The organism is Streptomyces radicis (assembly GCF_003626575.1).
GTDB lineage: Bacteria > Actinomycetota > Actinomycetes > Streptomycetales > Streptomycetaceae > Streptomyces > Streptomyces radicis.
In genome coordinates this window covers 94626-118103 of record NZ_RBDY01000006.1, presented here as the reverse complement: position 1 = coordinate 118103, position 23478 = coordinate 94626, and the positions used below count along the sequence as shown (strand labels likewise).

The 23478-nt window shown below is 75.0% G+C and carries 21 protein-coding genes; 10 read left to right on the top strand and 11 right to left on the bottom strand.

What is annotated here, in order from left to right; all coding sequences use genetic code 11:
• Positions 1–6: 6 nt before the first annotated feature.
• On the top strand, positions 7–867 hold the full coding sequence (locus tag D7318_RS11275; protein ID WP_120696790.1) for a zinc finger protein: 861 nt from the start codon (positions 7–9) through the stop codon (positions 865–867).
• A 6-nt stretch (positions 868–873) separates the two neighbouring features.
• On the opposite strand, the gene nrfD is transcribed toward D7318_RS11275, so the two are convergent.
• Genes nrfD through fdh form a run of 3 tightly spaced genes read right to left on the bottom strand, consistent with a single transcriptional unit; the run spans position 874 to position 6146 of the window.
• On the bottom strand, positions 874–1917 hold the full coding sequence (gene nrfD, locus D7318_RS11270; protein WP_120696923.1) for an NrfD/PsrC family molybdoenzyme membrane anchor subunit: 1044 nt from the start codon (positions 1915–1917) through the stop codon (positions 874–876).
• 11 nt (positions 1918–1928) lie between these two features.
• Entirely contained in the window at positions 1929–2885 is a 957-nt protein-coding gene (locus D7318_RS11265; RefSeq protein WP_120696789.1) for a 4Fe-4S dicluster domain-containing protein, read from the bottom strand.
• Positions 2886–2888: 3 nt separating this feature from the next.
• Positions 2889–6146: a formate dehydrogenase gene (fdh, locus tag D7318_RS11260; protein ID WP_120696788.1), complete on the bottom strand. Its 3258-nt coding sequence runs from the start codon at positions 6144–6146 to the stop codon at positions 2889–2891.
• Between the two features lie 212 nt (positions 6147–6358).
• On the opposite strand from fdh, the gene D7318_RS11255 reads away from it, so the two are divergent.
• The 5 genes from D7318_RS11255 (at position 6359) to D7318_RS11235 (ending at position 10187) form a co-directional block, all read left to right on the top strand.
• Positions 6359–7429 (top strand): LacI family DNA-binding transcriptional regulator, encoded by a 1071-nt coding sequence (locus D7318_RS11255; protein ID WP_220729614.1) that lies wholly within the window; start codon positions 6359–6361, stop codon positions 7427–7429.
• Between the two features lie 131 nt (positions 7430–7560).
• Positions 7561–8352, top strand: coding sequence for a VOC family protein (locus D7318_RS11250; protein WP_120696787.1), 792 nt, complete (start codon positions 7561–7563; stop codon positions 8350–8352).
• Between the two features lie 127 nt (positions 8353–8479).
• Positions 8480–8785, top strand: coding sequence for a hypothetical protein (locus D7318_RS11245; protein ID WP_147437661.1), 306 nt, complete (start codon positions 8480–8482; stop codon positions 8783–8785).
• 216 nt (positions 8786–9001) lie between these two features.
• On the top strand, positions 9002–9856 hold the full coding sequence (locus D7318_RS11240; protein WP_120696785.1) for a fumarylacetoacetate hydrolase family protein: 855 nt from the start codon (positions 9002–9004) through the stop codon (positions 9854–9856).
• 127 nt (positions 9857–9983) lie between these two features.
• On the top strand, positions 9984–10187 hold the full coding sequence (locus tag D7318_RS11235) for a hypothetical protein (RefSeq protein ID WP_113685637.1): 204 nt from the start codon (positions 9984–9986) through the stop codon (positions 10185–10187).
• 28 nt (positions 10188–10215) lie between these two features.
• Here D7318_RS11235 and D7318_RS11230 read toward each other — a convergent pair whose 3' ends face one another.
• Positions 10216–11088: a phosphatidylinositol-specific phospholipase C/glycerophosphodiester phosphodiesterase family protein gene (locus D7318_RS11230; protein WP_408055473.1), complete on the bottom strand. Its 873-nt coding sequence runs from the start codon at positions 11086–11088 to the stop codon at positions 10216–10218.
• Positions 11089–11243: 155 nt separating this feature from the next.
• On the opposite strand from D7318_RS11230, the gene D7318_RS11225 reads away from it, so the two are divergent.
• The gene (locus D7318_RS11225) at positions 11244–11825 is read left to right on the top strand and encodes a histone deacetylase (protein WP_120696783.1); all 582 of its coding nucleotides are present in this window, start codon (positions 11244–11246) and stop codon (positions 11823–11825) included.
• 57 nt (positions 11826–11882) lie between these two features.
• On the opposite strand, the gene D7318_RS11220 is transcribed toward D7318_RS11225, so the two are convergent.
• Both D7318_RS11220 and D7318_RS32420 read right to left on the bottom strand, forming a co-directional pair.
• Positions 11883–13028 (bottom strand): MarP family serine protease, encoded by a 1146-nt coding sequence (locus tag D7318_RS11220; RefSeq protein WP_120696782.1) that lies wholly within the window; start codon positions 13026–13028, stop codon positions 11883–11885.
• A gap of 80 nt (positions 13029–13108) precedes the next feature.
• Entirely contained in the window at positions 13109–13528 is a 420-nt protein-coding gene (locus D7318_RS32420; RefSeq protein ID WP_147437660.1) for a DoxX family protein, read from the bottom strand.
• Between the two features lie 145 nt (positions 13529–13673).
• Here D7318_RS32420 and D7318_RS11215 point away from each other — a divergent pair, with 145 nt between their 5' ends.
• Positions 13674–14303: a DUF4232 domain-containing protein gene (locus D7318_RS11215; RefSeq protein WP_183091368.1), complete on the top strand. Its 630-nt coding sequence runs from the start codon at positions 13674–13676 to the stop codon at positions 14301–14303.
• A 79-nt stretch (positions 14304–14382) separates the two neighbouring features.
• Complete coding sequence (locus D7318_RS11210) at positions 14383–15390, top strand: zinc-binding dehydrogenase (protein ID WP_183091367.1); 1008 nt, start codon at positions 14383–14385, stop codon at positions 15388–15390.
• A 248-nt stretch (positions 15391–15638) separates the two neighbouring features.
• Here the strand turns inward: D7318_RS11210 and D7318_RS11205 are convergent, their stop codons facing one another.
• The 5 genes from D7318_RS11205 to lpdA form a co-directional block, all read right to left on the bottom strand.
• Complete coding sequence (locus tag D7318_RS11205) at positions 15639–16382, bottom strand: ABC transporter permease (protein WP_120696779.1); 744 nt, start codon at positions 16380–16382, stop codon at positions 15639–15641.
• Complete coding sequence (locus tag D7318_RS11200) at positions 16379–17311, bottom strand: ATP-binding cassette domain-containing protein (RefSeq protein WP_120696778.1); 933 nt, start codon at positions 17309–17311, stop codon at positions 16379–16381. Before D7318_RS11200 ends, D7318_RS11205 begins: the two co-directional genes overlap by 4 nt.
• Before the next feature lie 103 nt (positions 17312–17414).
• Positions 17415–18104, bottom strand: coding sequence for a response regulator (locus D7318_RS11195; RefSeq protein WP_120696777.1), 690 nt, complete (start codon positions 18102–18104; stop codon positions 17415–17417).
• Complete coding sequence (locus tag D7318_RS11190) at positions 18101–19210, bottom strand: sensor histidine kinase (RefSeq protein ID WP_120696776.1); 1110 nt, start codon at positions 19208–19210, stop codon at positions 18101–18103. Before D7318_RS11190 ends, D7318_RS11195 begins: the two co-directional genes overlap by 4 nt.
• 76 nt (positions 19211–19286) lie before the next feature.
• Positions 19287–20696 (bottom strand): dihydrolipoyl dehydrogenase, encoded by a 1410-nt coding sequence (gene lpdA / locus D7318_RS11185; RefSeq protein WP_120696775.1) that lies wholly within the window; start codon positions 20694–20696, stop codon positions 19287–19289.
• 225 nt (positions 20697–20921) lie between these two features.
• On the opposite strand from lpdA, the gene D7318_RS11180 reads away from it, so the two are divergent.
• Complete coding sequence (locus D7318_RS11180) at positions 20922–23462, top strand: ATP-binding protein (protein WP_120696774.1); 2541 nt, start codon at positions 20922–20924, stop codon at positions 23460–23462.
• Positions 23463–23478: the final 16 nt, after the last annotated feature.

The window sequence follows — 23478 nt, the reverse complement described above, 5'->3', positions numbered from 1 at the left end:
CGCGCGGTGCCGGGGGCGACATGGCGGTGCGGGGAGTGCGACACGTACAACGGCGTCGAGGTGGACGTCTGCGACATCTGCGCGGCGCGGCGGCCGCCCGAGCCCGCGCCTCCGCCGCCGTCCCCGGCTGAGCCGGAGCGGTTCGAGCCGGAGTCGTTCGAGCCCGTGCCGTTCGAGCCCGTGCCCGTGTGGACCGCGCCGGTCGAGGCGGCGCCCGACGCCCGGGACTTCGAGCCGGGGCCCTCGCCCGCCTGGATCTGCGAGCTGTGCGGCACCCACAACGGCCTCGGCGAGCACACCTGTGTCCGCTGCGGGGCGCCCGACGATCTGCGCTTCGCGCCCGATGACCTCTTCGCGCGGGCGCCCACGCCCCCCGCCCCGCGCCGGGCGTACGACCGGCGGCCGCCGGAGCGTTCGCAGTGGTGGGGCTGTCTGGTGGCGCTGCTCCTGGTCGCCGGGTTCGTCATGGGCGGGGCGCTGACCCTTGACCTGTTCGGGAACGAGGACGGCCAGGGCGGGGACGGCGAGCCGCCCTCCGGCGCGTCCGCGACGCCCTCGGGGCCCTGCCCCGACGCGGTGGCGGAGCGGCTCGCGGATCCCGAGCGGGCTCGACTCGTCGCGTCCTACGGCGTGGTGTCGGGGTCGGTCGTGCTCTGCCGGGACGCCGACGGCGCGCTGTGGTACGTCGAGACGCCCGACGGCGGGGAGCCGGGGATGCCCCTGGCCGCGCGGGAGACGGAGTTCGGCTTCGTCGCCGACGACCCGCCGACGACGCGCTACGAGATCAGGGACGACGTGCTCGTGGTCATCGAGGACGGCGAGACCGTCGGCGAGGTCCCGCTGACGCCGGAAGCTCCCACGGGGTGAACGGCGTCACCCCGCGCCCCCCGAGAGCCGTTCGCGCTGGGGCGCGATCGTGTACCGCGGGTCGCGCGCCGAGGCGATGCCCGCCGTGAACACCCCGAAGCGCGTGCACGCCGACGCGGCGAGCAACGCGGCGCCGCTGAGCGCCGCGGGCGCCCTGTGGCGCCCGAGCAGCGCCGCGCCCGCCGCGCCAGCCCAGCCCAACGCCTTGGCCGCGCCCAGGAGTCGGCCCGCCGCGCCCCGCCCGTACGTCTCCCCGGCCAGCCCGGCGCCGCGGTGCAGGGCGCGGGTGAGGGCGAGCTCGGCCGCGGCGCCCAGCACGGCGGCGCGGCGGGCCGGGCCGTTCTCGGCGACGGGCCCGGTGGCCAGCGCCATGCCCGAAGCGGCGGCCGCCGCGGAGGCGGCGAAGAGGAACGGCATGGTGCGGTGGGCCTCGTGCCACGCGGGCACGGCGGTGTCGGCGAGCAGCACGCCCGTGTACGTGGCGACCCCGGGGCCGAGCAGCGCGGCGCCCCGGGTGGCGGCGCTCCCGGCGCGGGGCAGCAGTCCGGTCAGGTCGGACACGGCGGCGGCCCCGGCCAGCGGGCCATAGGCGGCGAGCAGCCAGGAGCCCACGCTCATGGGCGAGGTGGGCTTGATGACGCGCAGCATGTGCGCGAACCGGCCCGGCCTGCCCAGGTCGTGGACGAGCGCCGCGGTGGAGAGGGTGAGCGCGCCGAGCGAGCTCACCTTCATCGCCCGGGCGGTGGCGGGCCGCCCGGTGGCCGCGGCGCCCGCCGCGAGCACCGAGCCCGCGCCCGCGAGGCCGCCGAGGAAGAGATAGCCCGCGATGTCGGCGGGCGCCCACGCGGGGGCCTTGATCACCGGGCGCCCGTAGTAGGAGGTGAAGTCGGCGGGCGGCACGGCCAGCTCCTCGCCGCGCCGCCGCCGCTTCCCTCGCCCGCCGTCGCGGCGCGGGGAGCCGTCGACCCCTGCCATGCCGTTGCCGAACGTCGCGTCGCGCCCGGGGCGTTCGCCCCGCAGCCCGTCGCGGGTCACCCTGTTCTCGCTCATGTCGTTCTCGCTCATGTCGCGCTCCCGTTCCGTCCCCGTGGCGTTCGCCCGTTCCGTCCCGCGCCCGCGAACACCGCCGCCAGGCCGCCGAGCAGCGCGAGCGCCGCGACCCCGGCCGCGCGCCACATCGCGGGCAGGTCGCGCGTGGTGACCACGGGGTCGGGGGGCAGCCCGTACACCTCGGGCTCGTCGAGCAGCAGGAAGAACGCGCCCGCGCCGCCGATCCCGTCCCCCGGGTCCTCGCCGTAGAGGCGCGCGTCGGGCACGCCCGTCCCGTGCAGCCGCTCGACGCGCGCGGCGGCGCGTTCCCGCAGCTCGTCGAGCGGGCCGAACTGGATCGAGTCGGTCGGGCACGCCTTCGCGCACGCGGGCTCCTGGCCCGCGCCGAGCCGGTCGTAGCACAGGGTGCACTTCCAGGCGCGGCCGTCGCCCTCGCGCTGCTCGATCACCCCGAACGGGCAGGCGGGCACGCAGTATCCGCAGCCGTTGCAGATGTCCTCCTGCACCACGACCGTGCCGAACTCGGTGCGGAAGAGCGAGCCGGTCGGGCAGACGTCGAGGCACGCGGCGTGCGTGCAGTGCTTGCACACGTCGGAGGCCATCAGCCAGCGCAGGTCGGACGGCGCGCCTGGCGCCTCGCCCAGGTGCGCCTCCTGGCCGCCGAGCGGCTTGGGCTGCTCGATGAACGCGACGTGCCGCCAGGTCGAGGCGCCGAGCGCCGCGGTGTTGTCGTAGCTCATGCCGGTGAGGTCGAGGCCGTCCTCGGGGATGGCGTTCCACTCCTTGCAGGCCACCTCGCACGCCTTGCAGCCGATGCACACGGACGTGTCGGTGAAGAAGCCCATGCGCGGCGGGGGGTTGTCGTGCCCGGCGTCGGCGGCCACGGCGGGCTCTGGCCCGTGCAGCAGGTGGGGCCCGGAGGACGGCGACAGGGGCAGCGGTTCGCTCGTCGGCTCGTGCGTGGCCATGGCTCAGACCTCCTGGCCCGTGCGCTCGGTGGATCCGGCGCGCCTCCGGTAGTCCGCGACCAGCGCGCGCAGCGCGGGGCCGCGCGGGCGGCGGCCTGGGCGGATGTCCGCGGAGAGCGCCTTGACCTCCTGGATGTGGACGTTGGGGTCGAGGACGATCGCGGCGAGCTCGTTGGCGGCGTCCCCCGTGGTGCAGCCGTTGGGGCCCCAGTGGAACGGCAGCCCGATCTGGTGCACCGTGCGCCCCCCGGCGCGCAGCGGCGGAACGCGCCGGGTGACGAGCACGCGCGCCTCGATGGCGTTGCGCGCGGTGATGACGGTGGCCCAGCCGGTGTGCTCGAGGCCGCGCTCGGCGGCGAGCTCGGGGGAGACCTCGCAGAAGAACTCGGGTTGCAGCTCGGCGAGATACGGCTGCCAGCGGCTCATGCCACCGGCCGTGAAGTGTTCGGTGAGGCGGTAGGTGGTGACGACATAGGGGTAGACGGAGCTGCCGCGCGCGCCGCCCGCCGGGTGGTACTCGTTGCCCGCCCTCGGGAACATCAGCCGAACGGGCGACCTCGGGTGCTCGGGGTGGAGGGCGTTGGGGAACGGCGAGTCCTGCGGCTCGTAGTGCGTCGGCATGGGCCCGTCGACCAGTCCGGCGGGGGCGTAGAGCCAGCCCTTCCCGTCGCCCTGCATGATGAACGCGTCGTCGCCGCGCAGCGCCGCCACGCCCTTCGCCCGGCGGCCCGGCACATGGTCGGGCGCGAGCCCCGGCGGGAAGTCGGGCACGTCGTGGCCGGTCCAGCGCCGCTTCGCCGCGTCCCACCACACATACGCCTTGCGTTCGCTCCACGGGGTGCCGTCGGGCGCGGCGGAGGCGCGGTTGTAGAGGACGCGGCGGTTGGCGGGCCAGGCCCAGGCCCACTCGGCGGCGACCCAGTCCTGTTCGGTGTGGGGCCTGCGGCGGGCGGCCTGGTTGACGCCGTCGGCGAAGACGCCGCAGTAGATCCAGCAGCCGCAGCTCGTCGAGCCGTCGTCCCGCAGCTGCGTGTACGCCGACAGCGGAGCGCCTTCGGGGCCTCGCCCGTTGATCTCGGCGAGCACGGCGGCGGCGATCGGCTCGTCGAGCGGCCCCTCCACCGGGTGGTCCCAGGCGAGGTCGAGGAAGAGGCGGTCGGCCGGGTCGTCGGAGCCCGCCAGCTTCTCCCTGACGCGGCGGCCGAGGTGGTGGGCGAACCACAGCTCGCTGCGCGCGTCGCCCTCGGGCTCGACGGCGGCGTGGTGCCACTGGAGCCAGCGGTTGGTGTTGGTGAACGACCCCGACTTCTCGGTGTGCGCGGCGGCGGGGAAGAAGAACACCTCGGTCGCGATGTCCTCGGTGACCATCTCGCCCGTCTCGATCTCGGGCCCGTCGCGCCACCATGTCGCGGACTCGATGAGCGAGAAGTCGCGCACCACGAGCCAGTCGAGGTGGGCCATCCCGAGGCGCTGGAGGCGGGCGTTGGCGGAGCCGACCGCGGGGTTCTCGCCCAGCAGGAAGTAGCCCTTGCACACGCCGTCGAGCTGGGCCATCACGGTGTCGTAGGTGCTGTGCGAGCCGGTGAGGCGGGGGAGGTGGTCGAAGCAGTAGTCGTTCTCCGCGGTGGCCGCGTCGCCGTAGTACGCCTTGAGGAGGCTCACCATGTAGGCGCGCATGTCGGCCCAGTAGCCCTTGCGGGTGCGGACGGCGTCGACGAACGCGTCCAGGGTCCCGTGCGCGCCGGCGTGCGGCATGGGGAGGTAGCCGGGCAGCAGGTTGAAGAGCGTGGGGATGTCGCTCGACCCCTGGATGCTCGCGTGGCCGCGCAGCGCCTGGATGCCGCCGCCGGGGCGGCCGATGTTGCCGAGCAGCAGCTGGAGGACGCACGCGGCGCGGATGTACTGGGCGCCGACGGTGTGCTGGGTCCAGCCGACGGCGTAGGCGAACGCGCTGGTGCGGTCGGGGCCCGAGTTGGCGGTCAGCGCGTCGCAGACCTGGGCGAACGTCTCGCGCGGGACGCCGCACACCTCCTCGACCAGCTCGGGGGTGTACCGGGCGTAGTGCCGCTTGACGAGCTGGAAGACGCAGCGCGGGTGCCTGAGCGTCTCGTCGCGCTTGGTGCGCGGGGGCACGTCCTGGCCGCCCGCGCCGTGGGACTCCGAGCCCGCGGCGCCGTGTTCGACGGCGATGCGGTCGAGCGCCTCGTTCCGCGCGGCGTCGGGGCTGCCCGCGAGCGAGCGGATCGCGGCGCCCCTGTACTGCCAGCTCGTCGGGTCGTAGTGGCCCTTCTCGGGGTCGAGCCCGGAGAAGACGCCCGCGAGGTCCTCGGTGTCGCGGAAGTCGTCGTTCACGATCGTGGCCGCGTTGGTGTACGCGACGACGTACTCGCGGAACTCCTTGCCCTCCGTCAGCACATGGTTGATCAGCCCGCCGAGGAACGCGATGTCGCTGCCCGCCCGGATCGGGACGTGCAGGTCGGCCAGGGCGCTGGTGCGGGTGAAGCGCGGGTCGACGTGCACGATCGTCGCGCCGCGGGCCTTGGCCTCCATGACCCACTGGAAGCCGACGGGGTGCGCCTCGGCGAAGTTGGAGCCCTGGATGACGACGCAGTCGGCGTTCTGGAGGTCCTGCATGAACGTCGTGGCGCCGCCGCGCCCGAACGACGTGCCGAGCCCGGCGACCGTGGAGCTGTGGCACACCCGGGCCTGGTTCTCGACCTGGACGATGCCGAGGCCCGTGAACAGCTTCTTGAGCAGGTAGTTCTCCTCGTTGTCGAGGACCGCGCCGCCCAGGCTCGCGATGCCGAGCGTGCGGGCCACGCGCGCGCCGTTCACCTCCCACTCCCATGTCGCGCGGCGCGTGGCGATGACCCGGTCGGCGACCATGTCCATGGCGGTGTCCAGGTCGAGCGGCTCCCACTCGGTGCCGTGCGGGCGGCGGTACAGGACCTGGTGGGCGCGGGCGTCGCCCGTGGTCATCTGGAGCGTCGCCGAGCCCTTGGGGCAGAGCCTGCCGCGGCTGACGGGGGAGTCGGGGTCGCCCTCGATCTGCACGACCCGCTCGTCCTTGACATAGACCAGCTGGCCGCAGCCCACCGCGCAGTAGGGGCAGATCGAGCCCACCACCCGGTCGGCGGTGTCGGTGCGGGGGCGCAGCGCGGCGGTGCGCCGCGACTCGGCGGCCGCGCCCCGGCCCAACGGGTCGTTGCCCGTCAGCTGCCGGTAGACGGGCCAGTCCTGGATCCAGGTGCGCACGCCCATGCCCGTTTCCTCCCGCTCACTCCCGAGTCGTTCGGTTCTCCCGATGATGGGGCGGGGCGCGCGGGGGCGCATGCGGGGCGGGCCCGTTCAGCCGTCGGCCGGGGCGCCGCGGGGGTCCTCGGGGCGGGGGCCTCGGGTCGGGGTCCTCGGGGCGGGGGGCCGCCGGTCTCGGGGCGGGCGGGGCGCGGGCGTCCTGGCGTTAGGCTGCGGCCGTGACGTCGGGAGATGCGCTGCCCGTGGGAGACGCCCCACCGCGCGCCGCGGGGCGGCGCGCCGGGATCCGCCAGGTCGCCGAGCTGGCCGGGGTGTCCATGTCCACGGTCAGCAACGTGCTCAACAACCCCCAGCTCGTCGCCTCCGCCACCCGGGGCCGGGTCAGGGACGCCATGGAACGCGTCGGCTATGTGCGCAACGGCGCCGCCCGCCGCCTGCGCGGCGCGCCGAGCCCGGTGGTCGGCTGCGTCCTGCTCGACGCCGCCAACGCCTACTTCGCCACGGTCGCCCGCGGCATCGAGGACCGGCTCGCCGAGGACGGCTGCCTCCTCGTGCAGTGCAGCACGGACATGCGCGGCGAGCGCGAGGCCCGCTATCTGCGGCTCCTGGAGGAGCAGGGCGTGCGCGGGGTGATCATCAGCCCGGTGGCGGCCCCGCTGCCCGAGCTGGTCCGCCTGGGGCAACGCGGCACCCCCGTCGTCCTGCTCGATCACCCGTGCGACGGCGCGGAGTTGTGCGCGGTCACGGTGGATGACGCGGCGGGGGGCGCGCTGGCCGCCCGCCATCTGCTGGCCGCCGGGCAGCGCGAGGTGGCGTTCGTGCGCTGCGGCCCGCCGCTGCGCTCCCTCGCCGAGCGCCTCGCGGGCGTGCGGGCGGCGTTCGCCGACGCCGGGCTCGACCCCGACGCGCGGGTCACCGAGATCGCGGTGCGGGCCACGACCGCCGCGGGCGTCGCCGAGGAGGCCATCCCCAGGATCCTGGCACTGTCCCCCCGCCCCGACGCGGTGATCTGCGGCAACGACGCGGCCGCGCTCGGCGTGTACCGGGGGCTGCGCGAGCACGGCGTCGCCGTCCCCGACGACATCGGCGTGGTCGGCTACGACGACGTCGACTTCGCCGCCGAGCTGTCGCCCGCGCTGACCACGGTGCGTCAGCCCGCGTACGACGTCGGCCGCGCGGCGGCCGACCTGCTGCTGCGCTCGCCGGGCGCCGGGCACCGTCATGAACAGGTCACCTTCGCCCCGGCGTTGATCGAACGCGGTTCCACGCGGCGGGGCGCGCGCGGCTGACGGGGGCTCGCGAGGGGTTCGGGCGCGCGCCCGGCGGTGGCCGGGACCGGCCGCGCTCGCCGCGCCGAACCTGCGCGTTCTGGCTAGCGTGGAAGGGCATACCTGTGTCTTTCGGGTGAAAGGGGCCTCTCGTGTCCGACTTCTCAGAGGGCGAGCCCTGTTGGGTCGACGCCACCGTGCTCGACGTGGCCGACGGGAAGCGCTTCTACGGCCAGCTGTTCGGCTGGGACTTCGGGGAGGCCGCGCCCGAGTACGGGGGCTACGCGGAGGCGATGCTCGACGGGAAGACCGTCGCCGCGCTGGCCCCCCAGATGGCGGGGCAGGAGGCGCCGCCCGCCTGGACGCTGTACCTCTCCTCGCCCTCCGTCGTGACGACGGCGGGCCGGGTGCGGGAGCACGGCGGAACGGTCCTGATGGAGCCGATGGAGATCGGCGACCTGGGCAGGATGGCGCTGGCCTCGGACCCGGGCGGGGTGCTGTTCGGGGTGTGGGAGGCCGGGCGGCACAAGGGATTCGGGGAGCGCGGCCGACCGGGGACGTTCTGCTGGGCCGAGGTCGCCACGCGCGATCCGGCGGCGGCCGACGCGTTCTTCCCCGCCGTCTTCCCGTTCGACGTGGAACGGCACGCGGGGAGCCCGGGGTTCGACTTCTCCGTGTGGAAGGTCGGCGGCGAGCCGGTGATGGGGCGGCTCGCCATGGACGGGCAGGCGGAGCCGGGGATGCCGCCGCACACGGAGGTGTACTTCGCGGTCGAGGACTGCGACACGGCGGCGGCGGAGGTGCGCCGCCTGGGCGGGCGCGTGGTGGACGGGCCCAAGGACAGCCCTTATGGCCGCCTGGCCTCGGTCGCGGATCCACAGGGTGTGGAATTCTCGGTGATCGACCTCACGACGAGGAAGGGCGAGCCACCGGCGACGGAGTGAGCGGGGGTGGTGGGGGGCGTGAGCGGGGGCGTGGGGGGCGGGAGCGCCGGGCCGGAGCGCCGGGTGTTCCCGAGAACATGACTTTCGTCAGTGTTGGGGAGCCGGTCGATTACGTATCGTAGTGGGCATGGGAGAGTTGATCACTTTCGATGGTGGGTGGCCCGCCGATGGGCGGGCGCTGATGCCGACTGCGCTGCTCATGGCCGTGGTGGCTGTCGTGGGCGTCGTGGATGTCGTGGCCGGGGCGGGGCTGGGCGCGTTCCGCCGGTGGTGGTCGGCGCCCGCGGCGGCCCGCGGGGCCACGGACCTCCAGCTGGCCGTGGACTCGATCGCCAGGCGTGGCTCGTCGGCCGCCACGTCGGCGCGCGCCGACGTGGCGCCCTTCTCGACCCGCTCCCGCCCCTCGGCACGGTGGACGCCGCCCGCCATATGACCGACCTACAGGGGCGACGGTCAGGTGCTCGTGTGCCCCGGCCCGACGTCCTGTGTCCGGTGTGGTCGGGGAGACGTCACGCGACGGTTGAGCCCCGGGGCCGTCTGGGGGAGAGTGGCCCCGACGCCCACTGCGGAAGTCACTTTCCGAAAACTCCGATGACCCCCGATGAGCCCCGAAGAACCCCCGAAGAACACCGCAAGGAGCCACACGATCATGCGTCTGATGCGCATCGGCGAGGCGGGCCGTGAGCGGCCCGTGCTCGTGTCCGCGGACTGCCGGCACCACCACGACCTGCGGCCCGTGACGGCCGACATCGACGGCGCGTTCCTCGCCGCGCTCGCCGACGACCCCGGCCTCGTGCCCGACCCGTCGTCGCTGCCCACGACGAGCGTCGAGGGCGAGCGGATCGGCGCGCCCGTCGCCCGCCCCTCCGCCGTGCTGTGCATCGGCCAGAACTACGCCGCCCACGCCGCCGAGTCCGGCGCCGAGCCGCCCACGGTGCCGATCCTGTTCTACAAGTCGCCCAACACCGTCGTCGGCCCGCACGACGACGTGCTCATACCGCGCGGCTCGGCGAAGACCGACTGGGAGGTCGAGCTGGCCGTGGTGATAGGCCGCAGGGCGCGCTACCTGGCCTCGCCCGCCGACGCCCTCGCACACGTCGCCGGTTACGCGGCGAGCAACGACGTCTCCGAGCGCGCTTACCAGATCGAGGAGTCGGGGGGCCAGTGGTCGAAGGGCAAGAGCTGTGAGACGTTCAACCCCCTCGGCCCGGTGCTCGTCACCGCCGACGAGGTGGCCGATCCGCAGGAGCTCGGGCTGCGCTCGTTCGTCAACGGCGAGAAGCGGCAGGACTCCTCGACCTCGGACATGATCTTCGGCGTCGCCGAGATCGTGCACCACCTCTCGCAGTACCTCGTGCTCGAGCCGGGCGACATCATCAACACCGGCACCCCCGAGGGCGTCGCGCTCTCCGGGCGCTTCCCCTATCTGACGGCGGGCGATGTCGTCGAGGTGGAGGTCGACGGGCTCGGCCGCCAGCGTTCCACCCTCAGGCCCGCCCCCTGACACCCGTCCCCCTGACACCCGTCCCCCCGACGCCCGCCGCCGGGGTCCCGGAGCCGCCGAACTGGCGTGCAGGATCGCACTCTTCGGGGTGGCGCGCGGGTTGGCGCCACCCGGATAAGTTGGCGCCATGGCAGAGCACCATGTGATCCGCGTCAGATACGAGGGCGGGCCGCGCGACGGCCGGACCGTTGACGTCCTGATCACCGGCCGGGTGCCGCTGCCGCTGATGCTGGCGGCGCGGCAGTCCGGCGGGATGTACGAGCTGCGGTCCACCGAGGGCCGCGGCACCCGCTACGCCTGGATCGACGACCTCCCCGCGCGCAGCACGTAGCAGGCACCCGGCCAGCATCCGCGCCTGTTCAGCGTCCTCCGTCGATCTCCCTGAGGAACGCCGCGAGGCCCGGCAGGTCGTCGGTGTTGAGGTGGTCGACGCCCGCGGCGACCAGCTCGCGCCAGACCGCCTCCCGCTCGGGGCCCGGCAGGTCGGGCGTCGCCCAGAACCTGGTCCGCTGCCGCCGCGCCCGCGCCGTCGCGGTCAGGTCGTGCAGCAGGCGGCGTTCGGCCTCGGGCATGGGGCCCACGCCCAGCCATGTGAAGCTGTGGGTCCAGTTGGAGCTGATCAGCGGGATGAACGACGCGGGCGCCGACGAGCCCAGGTCATCGAGGCGCCCGTCGTAGAACGCCCGCCGCACCCGCTCCTCCTCCATCGGCACGCGCGCCGCGCGGTCGCCCGAGATCACGGCCTGCACGGGCCCTTTCCGCGTCCGGCCGTCGATGGCCTTCATGAAGAGGGAGTCATAGCGCTCCAGCACCCGGGAGAGCGCGCGGTAGGTGGCCTCGCCGGTGTTCTTGATGTCGATCAGCAGCTGGAGCGTCACCCGGTGGCCCGGGTAGACCCGCCCGTGGCCCCGCCTCACGACGTCGAGCAGCGGGTCGAGGTAGAGCGCCTGAAGGGTGCGCGCGGGGTCGAGGTCGATCTCGTCGTGGGCCACGAGCAGCTGCCCGTCGACCAGCCAGATGTCGGCCTCGACGCTGGTGAAGCCGTGGCCGAGCGCGTCGAACAGGGGGCGTTCGTGCTCGTAGTCGTTGTGCGCGTGGGCGCGCGGCAGGGGTATGGTGCCCCGGCCGCGGCCGGTCGCGGCGGCCGTGCCGGGCACGGCCACCCCGGTGGCGAGCGCGGCGGAGAAGGCGGCGGCGGCCCCCATGGCACGGCGGCGGCTCAGAAACGTCACGATGACTCCCGGGGACGGTGAGGTGGCGGACGCGAGTGAGTATCCGGGGAGGCGCGGGCGGATTGGCAGGCACGAACGGAGATTTCCCCGACCGGTCATCGGCGCTTTCCCCCGGGTCCTCAACCTCCGTCTGGTACGCGGCATATGGGTCGAATATGCATCCGGCGCGGCTGGCCGCCTACCTTGAGGGCGGGGTCGCGCCGGGTGGCGCGCGGGCCCACCCCGGGTGCCGGGACCCGCGCCCGCCGCGGTGGTCGACGGCGCTGACCCTGCCGGGGCTGCTGTACTTCGCGACCGAGTCGGCGGTGTGGACCGGGGGGCGTGCGTTCTACGACCCGCATGCGCCGGGGGAGACCGCGGCGCATGCGCACCTGATCACCCTCGGGCAGCTCTCGGACATCGCCGCGCAGGAGATGGGCCGCGTGCCGGGCGTCGACCTCGATCTCACGGCGGTGCTGCGCTCGGGCCGCGCCCGGCTCGGCCCGGGGCGCTACGAGACGCTGGTGTGCGCGGGAACGCTCGAAGGGCACCCGGTGCTGACGTTCACCGCGCCATGGCGCAGCGTCACCGTGCCGTGGAACGCGCCCGCCGCGGCGTATCTGCGGCACCTGGGCGGTGGGCTGCGGGCCGCCCATGGCTGGGGCGCGGCCCGGGCCGGGGAGTATCTCGCCTCGCGCCCCGGCGCGCGCGGGCACTGGACGGCGCACGAGGTCGCGGCGCTTCTGAACGCGGCCTGAACGCGGCCTGGACGCGCCCCCCGAACGAGACCCCGGACGCGCCCCGTCAGCCCGCCGTCAGCCCGCCGTCTCCTCCGCGTGCGGGCGTATCTGGTCCGCGGTCAGGACATAGCCGGTGTGGTCGTCGGTCGTGGAGCGGGCGAAGACCATGCCGAACACCTGGCCGTCGGTGGTGAGGAGCGGTCCCCCCGAGTTCCCGGGGCGGACCAGGGAGCGCACGGTGTAGATGTCGCGGGTGACCAGCGAGTCCCCGTCGATGTCCTGCCCACGCGCCGGCGTGCGCCCCGCGACGGTGGCGGCGCGCAGGTCGAGCGGGCCGTCCTCGGGATAGCCCGCGACCACGGCAGGGTCGCCCCGCGTGGCGTCGCCCGCGAGCGTGAGGGTGGGCGCGTCGAGCCCGGGCACCGCGAGCACGGCCACGTCCATGTCCGCGTCGAACAGGATGACCTCGGCCTCCATCCGCCGCCCCACGCCGCCGACCTGCACCGTGGTGACATCGGCGCCCTCGACCACGTGCGCGTTGGTCATCACGCGCTCGTCGGCGAAGACGAAGCCGCTGCCCTCCTGCCCCGAGAACCCGGCGCTCGCGGCGATCTTGACCGTGCTGCCCTGGGCGGCGGCGACGGCGGCTTCCGTGACGTTGTCCCCCGAGGGCTCGGGCACCTCGGCGGTCGGGGCGTTCTCGAAGGGGTTGAAGACCTGGGGGAACCCCGCGTCGTTGAGCGCTCCCGCCGCTCGGTTGAACCAGGTGGGCGCCTGCGCGGGCATCCCGTCCTGCACCGCGCCGAGCACGCGCGAGTCCTGCACGACGCGATTGAGCTCGGGGGAGGGCGTGGGCGTCAGCGCGCTGGCGGCTATCCAGGCGACCAGCAGGATCGCAAGACCGTTGAACACCGAGCCGCCGATGCCGTCGAGCCAGCGCGCGGGCGCCCGGCTCACGCTGTCCCTCAGCCGCAGCGCGAGCGGCCACGCGCACGCCTGCCCCACCGCCGCGGGGACCAGCACCACGAGCAGCGCCACCACCGTGGCCGTGACCGATCCCGGCTCGACGTGGTCGACGAAGAACGGCAGCAGCCACACCCCGAGCGCCGCCCCGCCGACAAAGCCCACCAGGGAGACCACGCCCGCTATCAGCCCGCGCTGGAACCCCGAGACGGCCGCGGCGAACACCGCGACCAGCAACAGCAGATCCAGCACGTTCACCGGTGGGCCCGCCCCCCCTTGATCCTGTTCGCTCGGTCATGGAACGAGGCGGGCCGCCGCCGTGTTCCCCCGGCGCGCCCTCAGTGCTGGTCGAAGAGCGGCGCGGTGATGGTCAGCCCCACCTCGCCGCCCGCGATCGCGAACAGCCCGAACAACATGAACGCGGCGCCCGCGAGCGAGAGGTCCTTCATGAAGTGGACCATGTCGTTCTGGCGCGTGGCGGGGTCGGTCTCCTTCCAGAACGGGTGCATCAGCAGCGCCGTCGGCACCAGGAAGGCGACCAGCAGGAGCGCGCCGAGGTCGGGCCAGACGCCGAGCACCACGCTCACCGCGCCGACCACCATCAGGATCCCCGAGAGGAGGACCGACGCCTCGGGGAAGGGGACGCCCTTGCTCCTGGCGTATCCGGCCATGGCCGGGGTCTGGGTGAGGTGGCCGAGGGCGGAGTTGAGGAAGAGGGCGACGAAGACGATCCGCCCGATGAGTACCACGATGTCCATGGAAGGCGCCTCCAGAGCCGACAGATCGTTGCATCGGGGACTTCCGAGTGGTACCCCGGCGGCTCACTCCACTGTGCTGCCGCCCCGGGGGCGCGGCAACCGGAGGAACGGCGGGGCGCGCGAACACCCGTGCGACGATGGGCCCATGAGACCGCGCCCGCCGCTCGCCGCCGCCCTGACCGCCCTCGCCCTGTTCGCGGCCGCGTGCGGCACCGAGCGGGCGGCGGACCGGGACGCGGACGCGGGGGCGCCCGCGGCCGCGCCCGCCGCCGACCCGGCGCTCGTCGTGCCCGACGAGGCGGAGTCGCCTGGCCCACCGCCCTGCCCCGAGGAGGGGCTGCGCCTCTCGGCGGGCCAGCCCAACGCGGCGATGGGCCTGCGCGAGCAGACGATCACCCTGGTCAACTGCGGCACCGAGCCCCGCACCGTCAGCGGCTACCCCGCCCTCACGGTTCTCGACGCGGAGCACCGCCCGCAGGACGTGAAGCTCGTCCCGAACGCCGAGGGCATCACCACCCTCGAAACCACCGTCGAACACGTCGACGCCACGCCCGAGCCCGTGACGCTGAGCCCGGGCGAGCACGCCGTCCTGTCCCTGATCTGGCGCAACACGGTCGAGGGCTTCGACGTCCCGGTCGAGGGCGTTCACCTGGAGATCGCGCCCATGGAGGACCTGCCCGCCCACGTGCTCACCCCGAAGTACCCCCTGGACATCGGCACCACGGGCGAGCTGGGCGTGACCCCGTGGCAGGCGTTCGACCGCGAGGCGCCGTAGCGCCGCTTGACTTCAAGGTGACTTGAGGTTGAAAGGTGGTCCCCGCAACGACGTCGGTGCGGGAGCGAGTGTGGTCGGGATGCGGGAGATCGTCGCCGGGGAGTTCGGCGGGCCCGAGGTGCTGGTGCTGAGGGAGGGGGTCGAGCCGATCGCCGGGCCCGGCCAGGTGGTCGTGGACGTCGAGGTCGTGGACACGCTCTTCGTCGAGACGCGGATCCGCAGGGGCGCCGCCCGCGACTGGTTCCCCGTGGTGCCGCCGTATGTGCCGGGCGGCGGGGTGGCGGGGCGGGTCGCGTCCGTCGGGGCGGGCGTCGACCCCGCGTGGCGGGGGCGGTCGGTCGTCACCACCGCCGTGGTGGGCGGCGCGTACGCCGAGCGCGTGGCCGCCGAGGCGCGCGGCCTGGTGCCCGTGCCCTCGGGGCTGACCGTGCGGGAGGCGGGCGCGTTGGCCTACGACGGCACGACGGCCATGGCGCTGTACGGCCCGATGCGCCCGCGCCCGGGCGAGTGGACGCTCATCACCGCGGCGGCCGGTGGCATGGGGGTGCTGCTGGTGCAGCTCGCCCGCGCCGCGGGATCCCCCGTGATCGCCGCGGCGCGGGGCGAGCGCAAGCTGGCGCTGCTGCGCGAGCTCGGCGCCGACCTGGTGGTTGACTACACGCTGCCCGGCTGGGCCGACGCGGTGCGCGAGGCCACCGGCGGCACCGGCGCCCACGTCGTGTGGGACGGCGCGGGCGGGGAACGGGGCGCCACGGCGTTCGCGCTCACCGCGGACGGCGGCCGGTTCTCCGGGCACGGCGCGCCGGGCGGCGGCTTCGCCGCGGCCGACCCGGCGGAGGCCGAACGCCGCGGCATCGCGCTGCGCGGCATCGAGGACCTCCAACTGCCGCCGGAGGAACGGGCGTCCCGGCTGGCCGAGGCGCTCGACGCCGCGGCGGCGGGCACGATGAGGCCGGTGATCGGCGCGACGTTCCCGCTGGCCGAGGCGGCCGCCGCCCACGCGGCGATCGAGGCCCGCGAGGTCACGGGCAAGACGTTGCTCGTTCCCTCCGGGGGGCAGCCCGTTTCTCCGTCCCGTGCCATATGACCGCCACCCGGTCATGGGCTTCCCCTCCGGGGTGGGCCCCTGCCGGGGCTGTGGCGTGTGGGGCCAGGTGTGGGGCCTCGCCGGGGGGCGTCTCGCGGTCCATCGCTGTCGCCCGCCGCGCGGGGGTATGACCGTTGCCCGGTCATGGGCACGAGGCCGGTGCCGCCGTGAGGCCCCCGTTGTTCCCGCGGCCCCGGTGCCGGGGGCCGTCGTGGGGCCCGGGTCGCCGCTCGCCTCACCGGAGGTGGTCACGCGTCGCGGGTCCGCAGTGCCGCGCCCGCGGCCAGCAGGGTCAGGGACGTGTAGCCGGTGACCAGCAGCAGGGACGGCCAGGCGCCGAGTGAGCCCACGGCCTCGGCCGTCGCGTCCGAGGTCTGCGTCAGCTTCTCCAGCGCGGCGGTCGGTGAGATCCCGGCCACCCACCGTTCCGCGTCGCCGAAGAGCGGCCCCAGCATCGACGGCAGCAGCAGCCCCGCCACCACGGCCGTCACCGCGCCCGCCGGGTGCCGGATCAGCGTGCCGACGGCGAGGCCGAGCAGCCCCGCGACGGAGAACGCCGCCGCGACCCCGAGCAGCGCGGGCATCGGATCGCCCTGCGCGTAGCCGTCGTCGAGCAACGCGTCACCGACCAGGTACGCCGCCGCGGTGGACGGCAACGCCAGCGCGTACAGCAGCCCGGCGACCAGAACGGCCTTGGCCGCCAGGACCGTTCCGCGGCGCGGCACGGCGGCGAACGTCGTCACCGTCGTTCCGCTGCCGTACTCGCCCGACACCACGAGCACCCCGACCACGGCCGCCAGCATGAGCGCGGGGACCGCGATGGTGAGGCTGCCGCCCAGCACCGTGTCGTCCGGCTGAAGGCTCTCGGTCGCCGCGACGAACACCGCCCCAGGGACCGGGAGCACCGCCGTCACCAGCGTCGTCCACACCGTGGAGCGCAGGCTGCGGAACTTGATCCACTCGAACGCGACCGCCCGGCCGAACTCCCTCATGAGGCCACCCCCGCCCGCTCGCTCGTGTACTCCGCCGACGACGCGGCCATCGCCGTGTAGACGTCCTCCAACGACGCGAGCCGCGGCGTCAGTTCGCGCAGGGCCACGCCGTGCGCGAGGGCGAGGCCGCCGATCGCCGCCGCGTCGAGGCCCTCCACCAGCCAGCCGCCCCGCGCGTCCGGCTCGACGCGCGCCCCCGCGGACTCCAATACGGCCCGCGTGCGCGGCGCGTCGCGCTCCTCCGCCGCGCGAACCAGCGTGCGGCTCGTCGAGTGCCGCTCGATGAACTCCCGCATCGGCATGTCCGCCAGCAGCCTGCCCCTGCCGATCACCACCAGGTGGTCGGCGGTCAGCTCCATCTCGCTCATCAGGTGGCTGGAGAGGAACACGGTCCTGCCCTGGGCCGCGAGGGACCGCATGAGGTCCCTGATCCAGCGGATGCCCTCGGTGTCGAGGCCGTTGACCGGCTCGTCCAGGATCAGCACCTCGGGGTCGCCGAGCAGCGCGGCCGCGATGCCGAGGCGCTGGCCCATGCCGAGCGAGAAGCCACCGGCCCGCTTCCGCGCCGTGGCCGGGTCGAGGCCGACCGTCTCGAGCACCGCGTCCACGCGCCCCCGCGCGATGCCCGTCGCGGCCGCGAGCCCGGCCAGGTGGGCATGGGCGGAACGCCCGCCGTGCACGCCCTTGGCATCGAGCAGCGAGCCGACGGTGCGCAACGGGGCGCGCAGCTCGCCATAGGGGCGCCCGCCGATCAGCGCGCGCCCCGAGGTGGGGGAGTCCAGCCCGAGGATCATCCGCATCGTGGTGGACTTCCCGGCCCCGTTGGGCCCGAGGAACCCCGTCACCCGCCCCGGGCGCACGGTGAACGAGAGCCCGTCGACGGCGCGTTTGCCGCCGTATCGCTTGGTCAGTTCGTGTACGTCGATCACGCCGACGACGCTAGGCCGGATCCGCGCCCCCGCCATCCGCCGCGTGGAGTCGGCCGCTACCGCACCGGGAGTAGCGCGCGCCCCGGCTCACGCGGGCGCGCGGTCACGGCGCGCCGCCGGGGCGTTCGCCCGCGCGGACCAGGCCCGTCTCGTAGGCGATCACGACCAGTTGCGCCCGGTCGCGGGCGCCCAGCTTCGTCATCGCGCGGCTGATGTGGGTCTTCGCGGTCAGCGGGGACATCAGCAGCCGGGCGCCGATCTCCTCGTTGGACAGGCCCGCGGCCGCCAGCGCCATCACCTCGCGCTCGCGCCCGGTCAGCGGCGCGAGCCGCGCCGCGCCCTCGGCCACCGGCGTGCGCAGCCGCGCGAACTCCTCGATCACCCCCCGCGTCACCGCGGGCGCCAGCAGGCTGCGCCCGGCCGCGACCGTGCGGATCGCCTCGCGCAGCCCCTCGGGCTCGATGTCCTTGAGCAGAAAGCCCGCCGCCCCGGCCCGCAGCGCCTCGAAGACGTACTCGTCGGCCTCGAACGTCGTCAGCACGAGCACCCGCACCGCGTCGAGCGCGGGCTCGGCGGCGATCCGGCGCGTGGCCTCGAGGCCGTCCATCCGCGGCATGCGGATGTCCATCAGCACCACGTCGGGCCGCGTGGTCCGCACCGCCTCCACCGCCCGTTCGCCGTCGGGCGCCTCGCCGACCACCACCAGGTCGTCGGTCAGGTCGAGCAGCGCCCTGAACCCCGCCCGCACGACCGTCTGGTCGTCCGCGAGCACCACCCGGATCCGCCCGGTCATCCCGGCACCCCCTCGCGTTCCGCCGCCACGGGCAGCAGGGCCCGCACCCGGAAGCCGCCCCCCGGCAGCGCCCCGTACTCCAGGGTGCCGCCCACCGCCGCCGCCCGTTCGCGCATCCCGAGCAGCCCGAAGCCGGTGCCAGGGCTCGGCGCGGCCGGGCCCTCGTCGGTGACCTCGACCAGCAGGCCACCGTCCACCGCCCGCACCGACACGGCGGCGTGCCGGGCGCCCGAGTGCTTGACCACGTTGGTCAACGCCTCCTGCACGATGCGGTACGCGGCCAGCTCCACGACCGGCGGCACGCCGGGCCCGTCCCCCTCTGCGGGCGCGTGCAGCGTCACCCGCAGCGGAACGCGCCCGACCAGCTCGGGCAGCTGTGCCAACCGCGGTGCGGGCGCGGCCGGTTCGCCGCCCTCGTCGCGCAGGATCGTGACCGTGGTGCGCAGCTCGCGCACCGCCTCGCGCCCCGAGGCGCGCACCTGCGCCAGGGCCGTCCTTGCCAGCTCGGGCCTGGTGTCGAACGCGTCGAGCGCGAGCCCCGCCTGCACCGTCATCGCCGTGACGGTGTGCGCCACGATGTCGTGCAGCTCGCGCGCGATCCGCACGCGCTCCTCCCGCACCAGGCGCGCGGTCTCGCGTTCGCGCTCCTCATCCGCGCGCCGCGCCAGCTCATGACGCCCGCGCACCACCTCGCCGAGCAGCAGCGGCACCAGCGGGATGGCCATCTCGAGCACGGGCGAGGGAACGGGCCGCCCCTCCTCCTGCCCCGCCACCACGGCCGCCGCGCCCGAGAGCAGCGCGGCGATCACCGCGACGCGCAGGGTGCGGCGGCGGTCGCCGCGCTCGGCGACGAAGTAGAGGCACACCATCGCGGGGAGGTTGAGCAGCTCCCCGATGTGGCCGACGAGCGTCCAGGTCAGCGACCCGGCCCCGGCCACCACCGCCGCGGGAAGGGGGCGGCGGCGGTGGCCGAGCAGCGCGAGCACCGAGACGGCGTACACGGTCCAGCTCAGCCAGTCGTCCTCGCGCGAGCCCGACACGTTGGACGCCAGATCGGCGGCGGTCAGCGCCCCGACGGCCAGCGTGAGCAGCAGTGCCTTCCCCATGCGCCCACGGTAGGCCCGCCCCGGTGCGGGCGCGTACACCCGCCGGAGTAGGCGAGGACTCCACGGAACGACGGCCTCACATGTTGATCATGTGCCCCGCCAGGCCGTGGATCGCCTCCTTCACCGCCTCGCCGAGCGTCGGGTGCGCGTGGACGTTGCGGGCGACCTCGTGGACCGTGAGGTCCCACTGCTGGGCCAGGGTCAGCTCGGGCAGCAGCTCGGTGACCTCGGGGCCGATGAGGTGGGCGCCGAGCAGCTCGCCGTAGCGGTTGTCGCTGATGATCTTGACGAACCCCGAGGGCTGGCCGAGGCCGTGGGCCTTGCCGTTCGCGGTGAACGGGAACTTGACCGTCTTGACGTCGAACCCGCGCTCCCTGGCCTGCTCCTCCGTGAAGCCGAAGCTGGCGATCTGCGGCTGGCAGTAGGTGGCGCGCGGGATCATCGTGAAGTCCACCTCCATGGTCTCCGCGCCGCCGATCGTCTCGGCCGCGATGACGCCCATGGTCTCGGCCGCGTGCGCCAGCATCAGCTTGGCGGTCACGTCGCCGATGGCGAAGATGTGCGGGACGTCGGTCCTGCCGCGGCCGTCCACGGCGATGGCCCCGCGCTCGGTCAGCGTGACGCCCGTGGTCTCCAGGCCGTAGCCGTCGACGCGTGGCGAGAAGCCGATCGCCTGGAGCACCTTGTCGGCCTCGATGACCTGCTGCTCGCCCTTGCCGTTGGTCACCGTGACCTTGACGGGGGAGCCGGGGTCGGAGTCGTCGATCGCGTCCACGCGGGTCGAGGTGAGGACCTGGATGCCCAGCTTGCGGTACTGGCGGGCCAGCTCCTTGGAGACCTCGGCGTCCTCGAGCGGCACCATCCGGTCGAGGAACTCGACGATGGTGACCTTGACGCCGTAGTTGTGCAGGACATAGGCGAACTCGACGCCGATGGCGCCCGCGCCCGCGATCACGATGCTGCCGGGCAGCGTCTCGGTGAGGATCTGCTCCTCGTAGGTGACGACGCGGTCGCTGAGCGACGTGCCGGGCAGCAGCCGCGTGGTGGCGCCCGCCGCGATGACGCAGTGGTCGAACGTCACGGTCTCGGTGCCGCCCGCGGTCAGCGCGACCTGGAGCGTGTGCGGGTCGGTGAACGTCCCGAGCCCGTCGTACTCCGTGATGGTGTTCTTCTTCATCAGGTAGTGCACGCCGCTGACGCGGCCCTCGGCCACCTTGCGGCTGCGCTGGAACGCCGCCCCGTAGTCGAACGTCACCTCGCCCGTCGCCCGGATGCCGAAGGTGGCCGCCTCCTGGGTGACGATGTGCGCCAACTCGGCGTTGCGCAGCAGCGCCTTGGACGGGATGCACCCGACGTTCAGGCACACACCGCCCCAGTACTTCTCCTCGATGACCGCGGTCCGCAGCCCGAGCTGGCTGGCGCGGACGGCGGCCGTGTAGCCGCCGGGGCCTGCGCCGAGGACAACGACGTCGTAGTGCGTGCTCATGAACCCTCACGCCTTCTTTCGCGCTCGCACGGTGGTGGTGACCATTCTCCCGCTCCATCACACCACTCCCCGTCGCGCCGGGGCCCGGGGGCCGGTGACGGGGGCGGGTGACCGGGGGCCGGTACGTGAAGGATCGGGGGAAAACAGTCGTAGGACGGTTTCCCGGCACCGGCGGGTCACTAGCGTGGCCGCGTCGCAGCCGTCTCAGGGACGCCAGGGGGAGCCATGCCGGACGCGGACGGGACCGCCGCACCGCCGGAAGGGCCGCGCTCGACGCGCCGGATCGGCATCGGCGGCGACGCCAACGGGCCCGTGGTCGCGGGCGATCACAACGTGATCGTCGACGCCGACAACGGCTCGCGGGTGACCGTGGTCATGGGCCCCGAACGCCCCCGCCCCCGGCGCAGGGAACGCGTCGCGCTGCTGCCGCGCCGCGTCAACGAGCCGCTGGGGCGCGGGGATGTGACGCGGGTGCTCGCGGACGCGGTGCGCGGCGGGGGGCCCGTGCAGCTGTGGGGGCCGCGGGGGACCGGCAGGACGACGCTGCTGCGGCACCTGGCGCGCACGCTGCCGCCGGGGTCCGGCGGGGTGGTGTTCCTGAGCGGGGCACGGCGCGCCGCGGGCGACCTCGCCCAGGAGGTGTTCGAGGCGTGCTACGAGGCCCCCGGGTACGCGCCGACCAGGACCGAGCTGCGGCGGCTCATGGCCGATGTGCGGGTGACCGTCTATGTGGACGACGCCGACCTGACGCCCGACCACCTGCTCGAGCTGCTGGACGCGGCCCCCGCCGCGACGTTCGTCCTCGCGTGCGCCGAGCGGTCGCTGTGGAGCGAGGGCACGGCGTTGCGGCTCGGCGGCCTCGGGCGGGACGCCGGGCTCGAGCTGCTGACCAGGGAGCTGGGCGGCGCGCTGCCCGAGGGCGGACGCGCCGCGGCCGTCGCCCTGTGGCGGGCCGCCGACGGCATGCCGCTGCCGCTGGTGCGGGCGGCGGCGCTGGCGCGCTCGGACCCGGCGCGCGGGGGGCGGCTGCCGCGCCCCGCCGAGGTCGCGGAGCTGCTGCCGATGCTGCTCGACCAACTGGCGGCCGACCCGGCGGCGATGGGGGTGCTGCACGTGCTGGCCACGCTCGACGACGCCGAGGTGGCGCCCCGGCACCTCGGGGAGCTGGCGCGCGTGGCCGCGCCCGACGAGGTGTGCGACCGCCTGGTGGCGCTGGGTCTCGCGCTGGCGGGGGAGCACGGCTGCGCCGCGGTCGCCGACACGGTGCCGGTGCTGCGGCGGCGGTTCCCCGGCCCGTTCCCGGCCGAGCGGCTGTGCGGCCACTTCACCGCGTGGGCGTCGCTGCGGACGACCACGCCGGGGGAGCTGGCCGCGCACGGCCGGGCGCTGGAGCGGGCCGCGGCGCTCGCCGAGGCGGCAGGGCACCCCGACCTCGCGGTGCGGCTGGCACGGGCGACGTCGCCGGGGCTGGCGCGTTCGCTGCGGTTCGGGGTCTGGGGGCGGCTGCTCGGGCGCGGCTGGGTCGCGTCCCGCGCCGCGGGCGACCGCGGGGCCGAGGCGTTCTTCCTCCACGAGGAGGCGATCCGGGCGCTGCTGATCGGCAGGCGCGTGGTGTACGCGGCGCTGCTCGCCCAGTCGGCGTGGCTCGGATACGAGGTGGGCACCGGCGGCGGCGACGCCACCGTCACGGCGGGCGGCGGCGCGGGCGGCGGCGCGGGCGGCGGCGCGCCCGAAGGTCCCGTCCCCGAGCCGCAGCGTGACCTCGACGTCGACGGCTACATGCGGGACAACGGCTTCGAACCGGCCGGTCCCGGCGCCTCGTCGACACCCGACGCGCCCGAGCCGCCCGAGCCGCCCGAGCCGCCCGAGCCGCCCGACGTGTCCGACGCGCCCGATGTCCCGGGCGGCGAGAGCGGGTGGGGCGGCCCGCCCGGCGACGGCGGGGGAGCCGCCGCCCCGCAGGCGCCGGGCGGTGAGGCCGCATGGGGCGGCCCGCCGGGCGACGCCGGGCTGACCGGCGGCGCGCTGCCGCCGCCAGGGAGCGGCGAGAGCGTCGCCGCGATGCAGTCGTCAGGGGCCTGGGGCGGCGGGGCCTCGGCCTCGTCGGGCGGCGCGGCGGCGTCTTCGGGCGGCGCCGCGGCCTCCGGAGGCGCGGCGGCCACCGCGGGTGCGGGGGCGACCACGAGCGCCGTGGGCGCGTCGTTCGCCTCCCTGCTCGTCGGCTGCGCCCTCGTCGTCGGCCTGGGCTTCGCCATCAGCAACGTCTCCGACGAGGACGGGAGGTCGTCGTCGGACGCCGCGTCGGACAGCGGGTTCCCGAGCGACACGCCGACCTGGGACGACGGCGGCTGGGACGGCGGCACGTCCGAAGGGCTCGGCGACCCCGTACCCGAGGAGATCGTGGAGACCGAGGAGCCCGAGGCGTGGACCACGGACCTCGCCGGGGTGTGGATCGCCGACGACGGCGGGGGGATGGAGTTCGTCGAGACATCGCCCGGCACCTACCGGTCGGAGACGCCCGACCCCGAGTGCGGCGGCACCTATGTGCTCGAGTTCACGGGCGGCGGCGGGCACTACACCGGCACCGTGCCGCTCCATAACGCCGAGGACATGTGCGGCCCGCCGCTCGGCGAGGTCGCGGCCACGATCGTCGTCGACGCGGACGGGGCGAGCGCCACCTACACGCGTGAGGTGGCGTGGGCCCAGCCGGAGGCCACCGGCGAGTGCGACGGGTGCGGCACGTCGTACCTGACCCGGATCGCGTAGCCGGAACGAGCGGCCG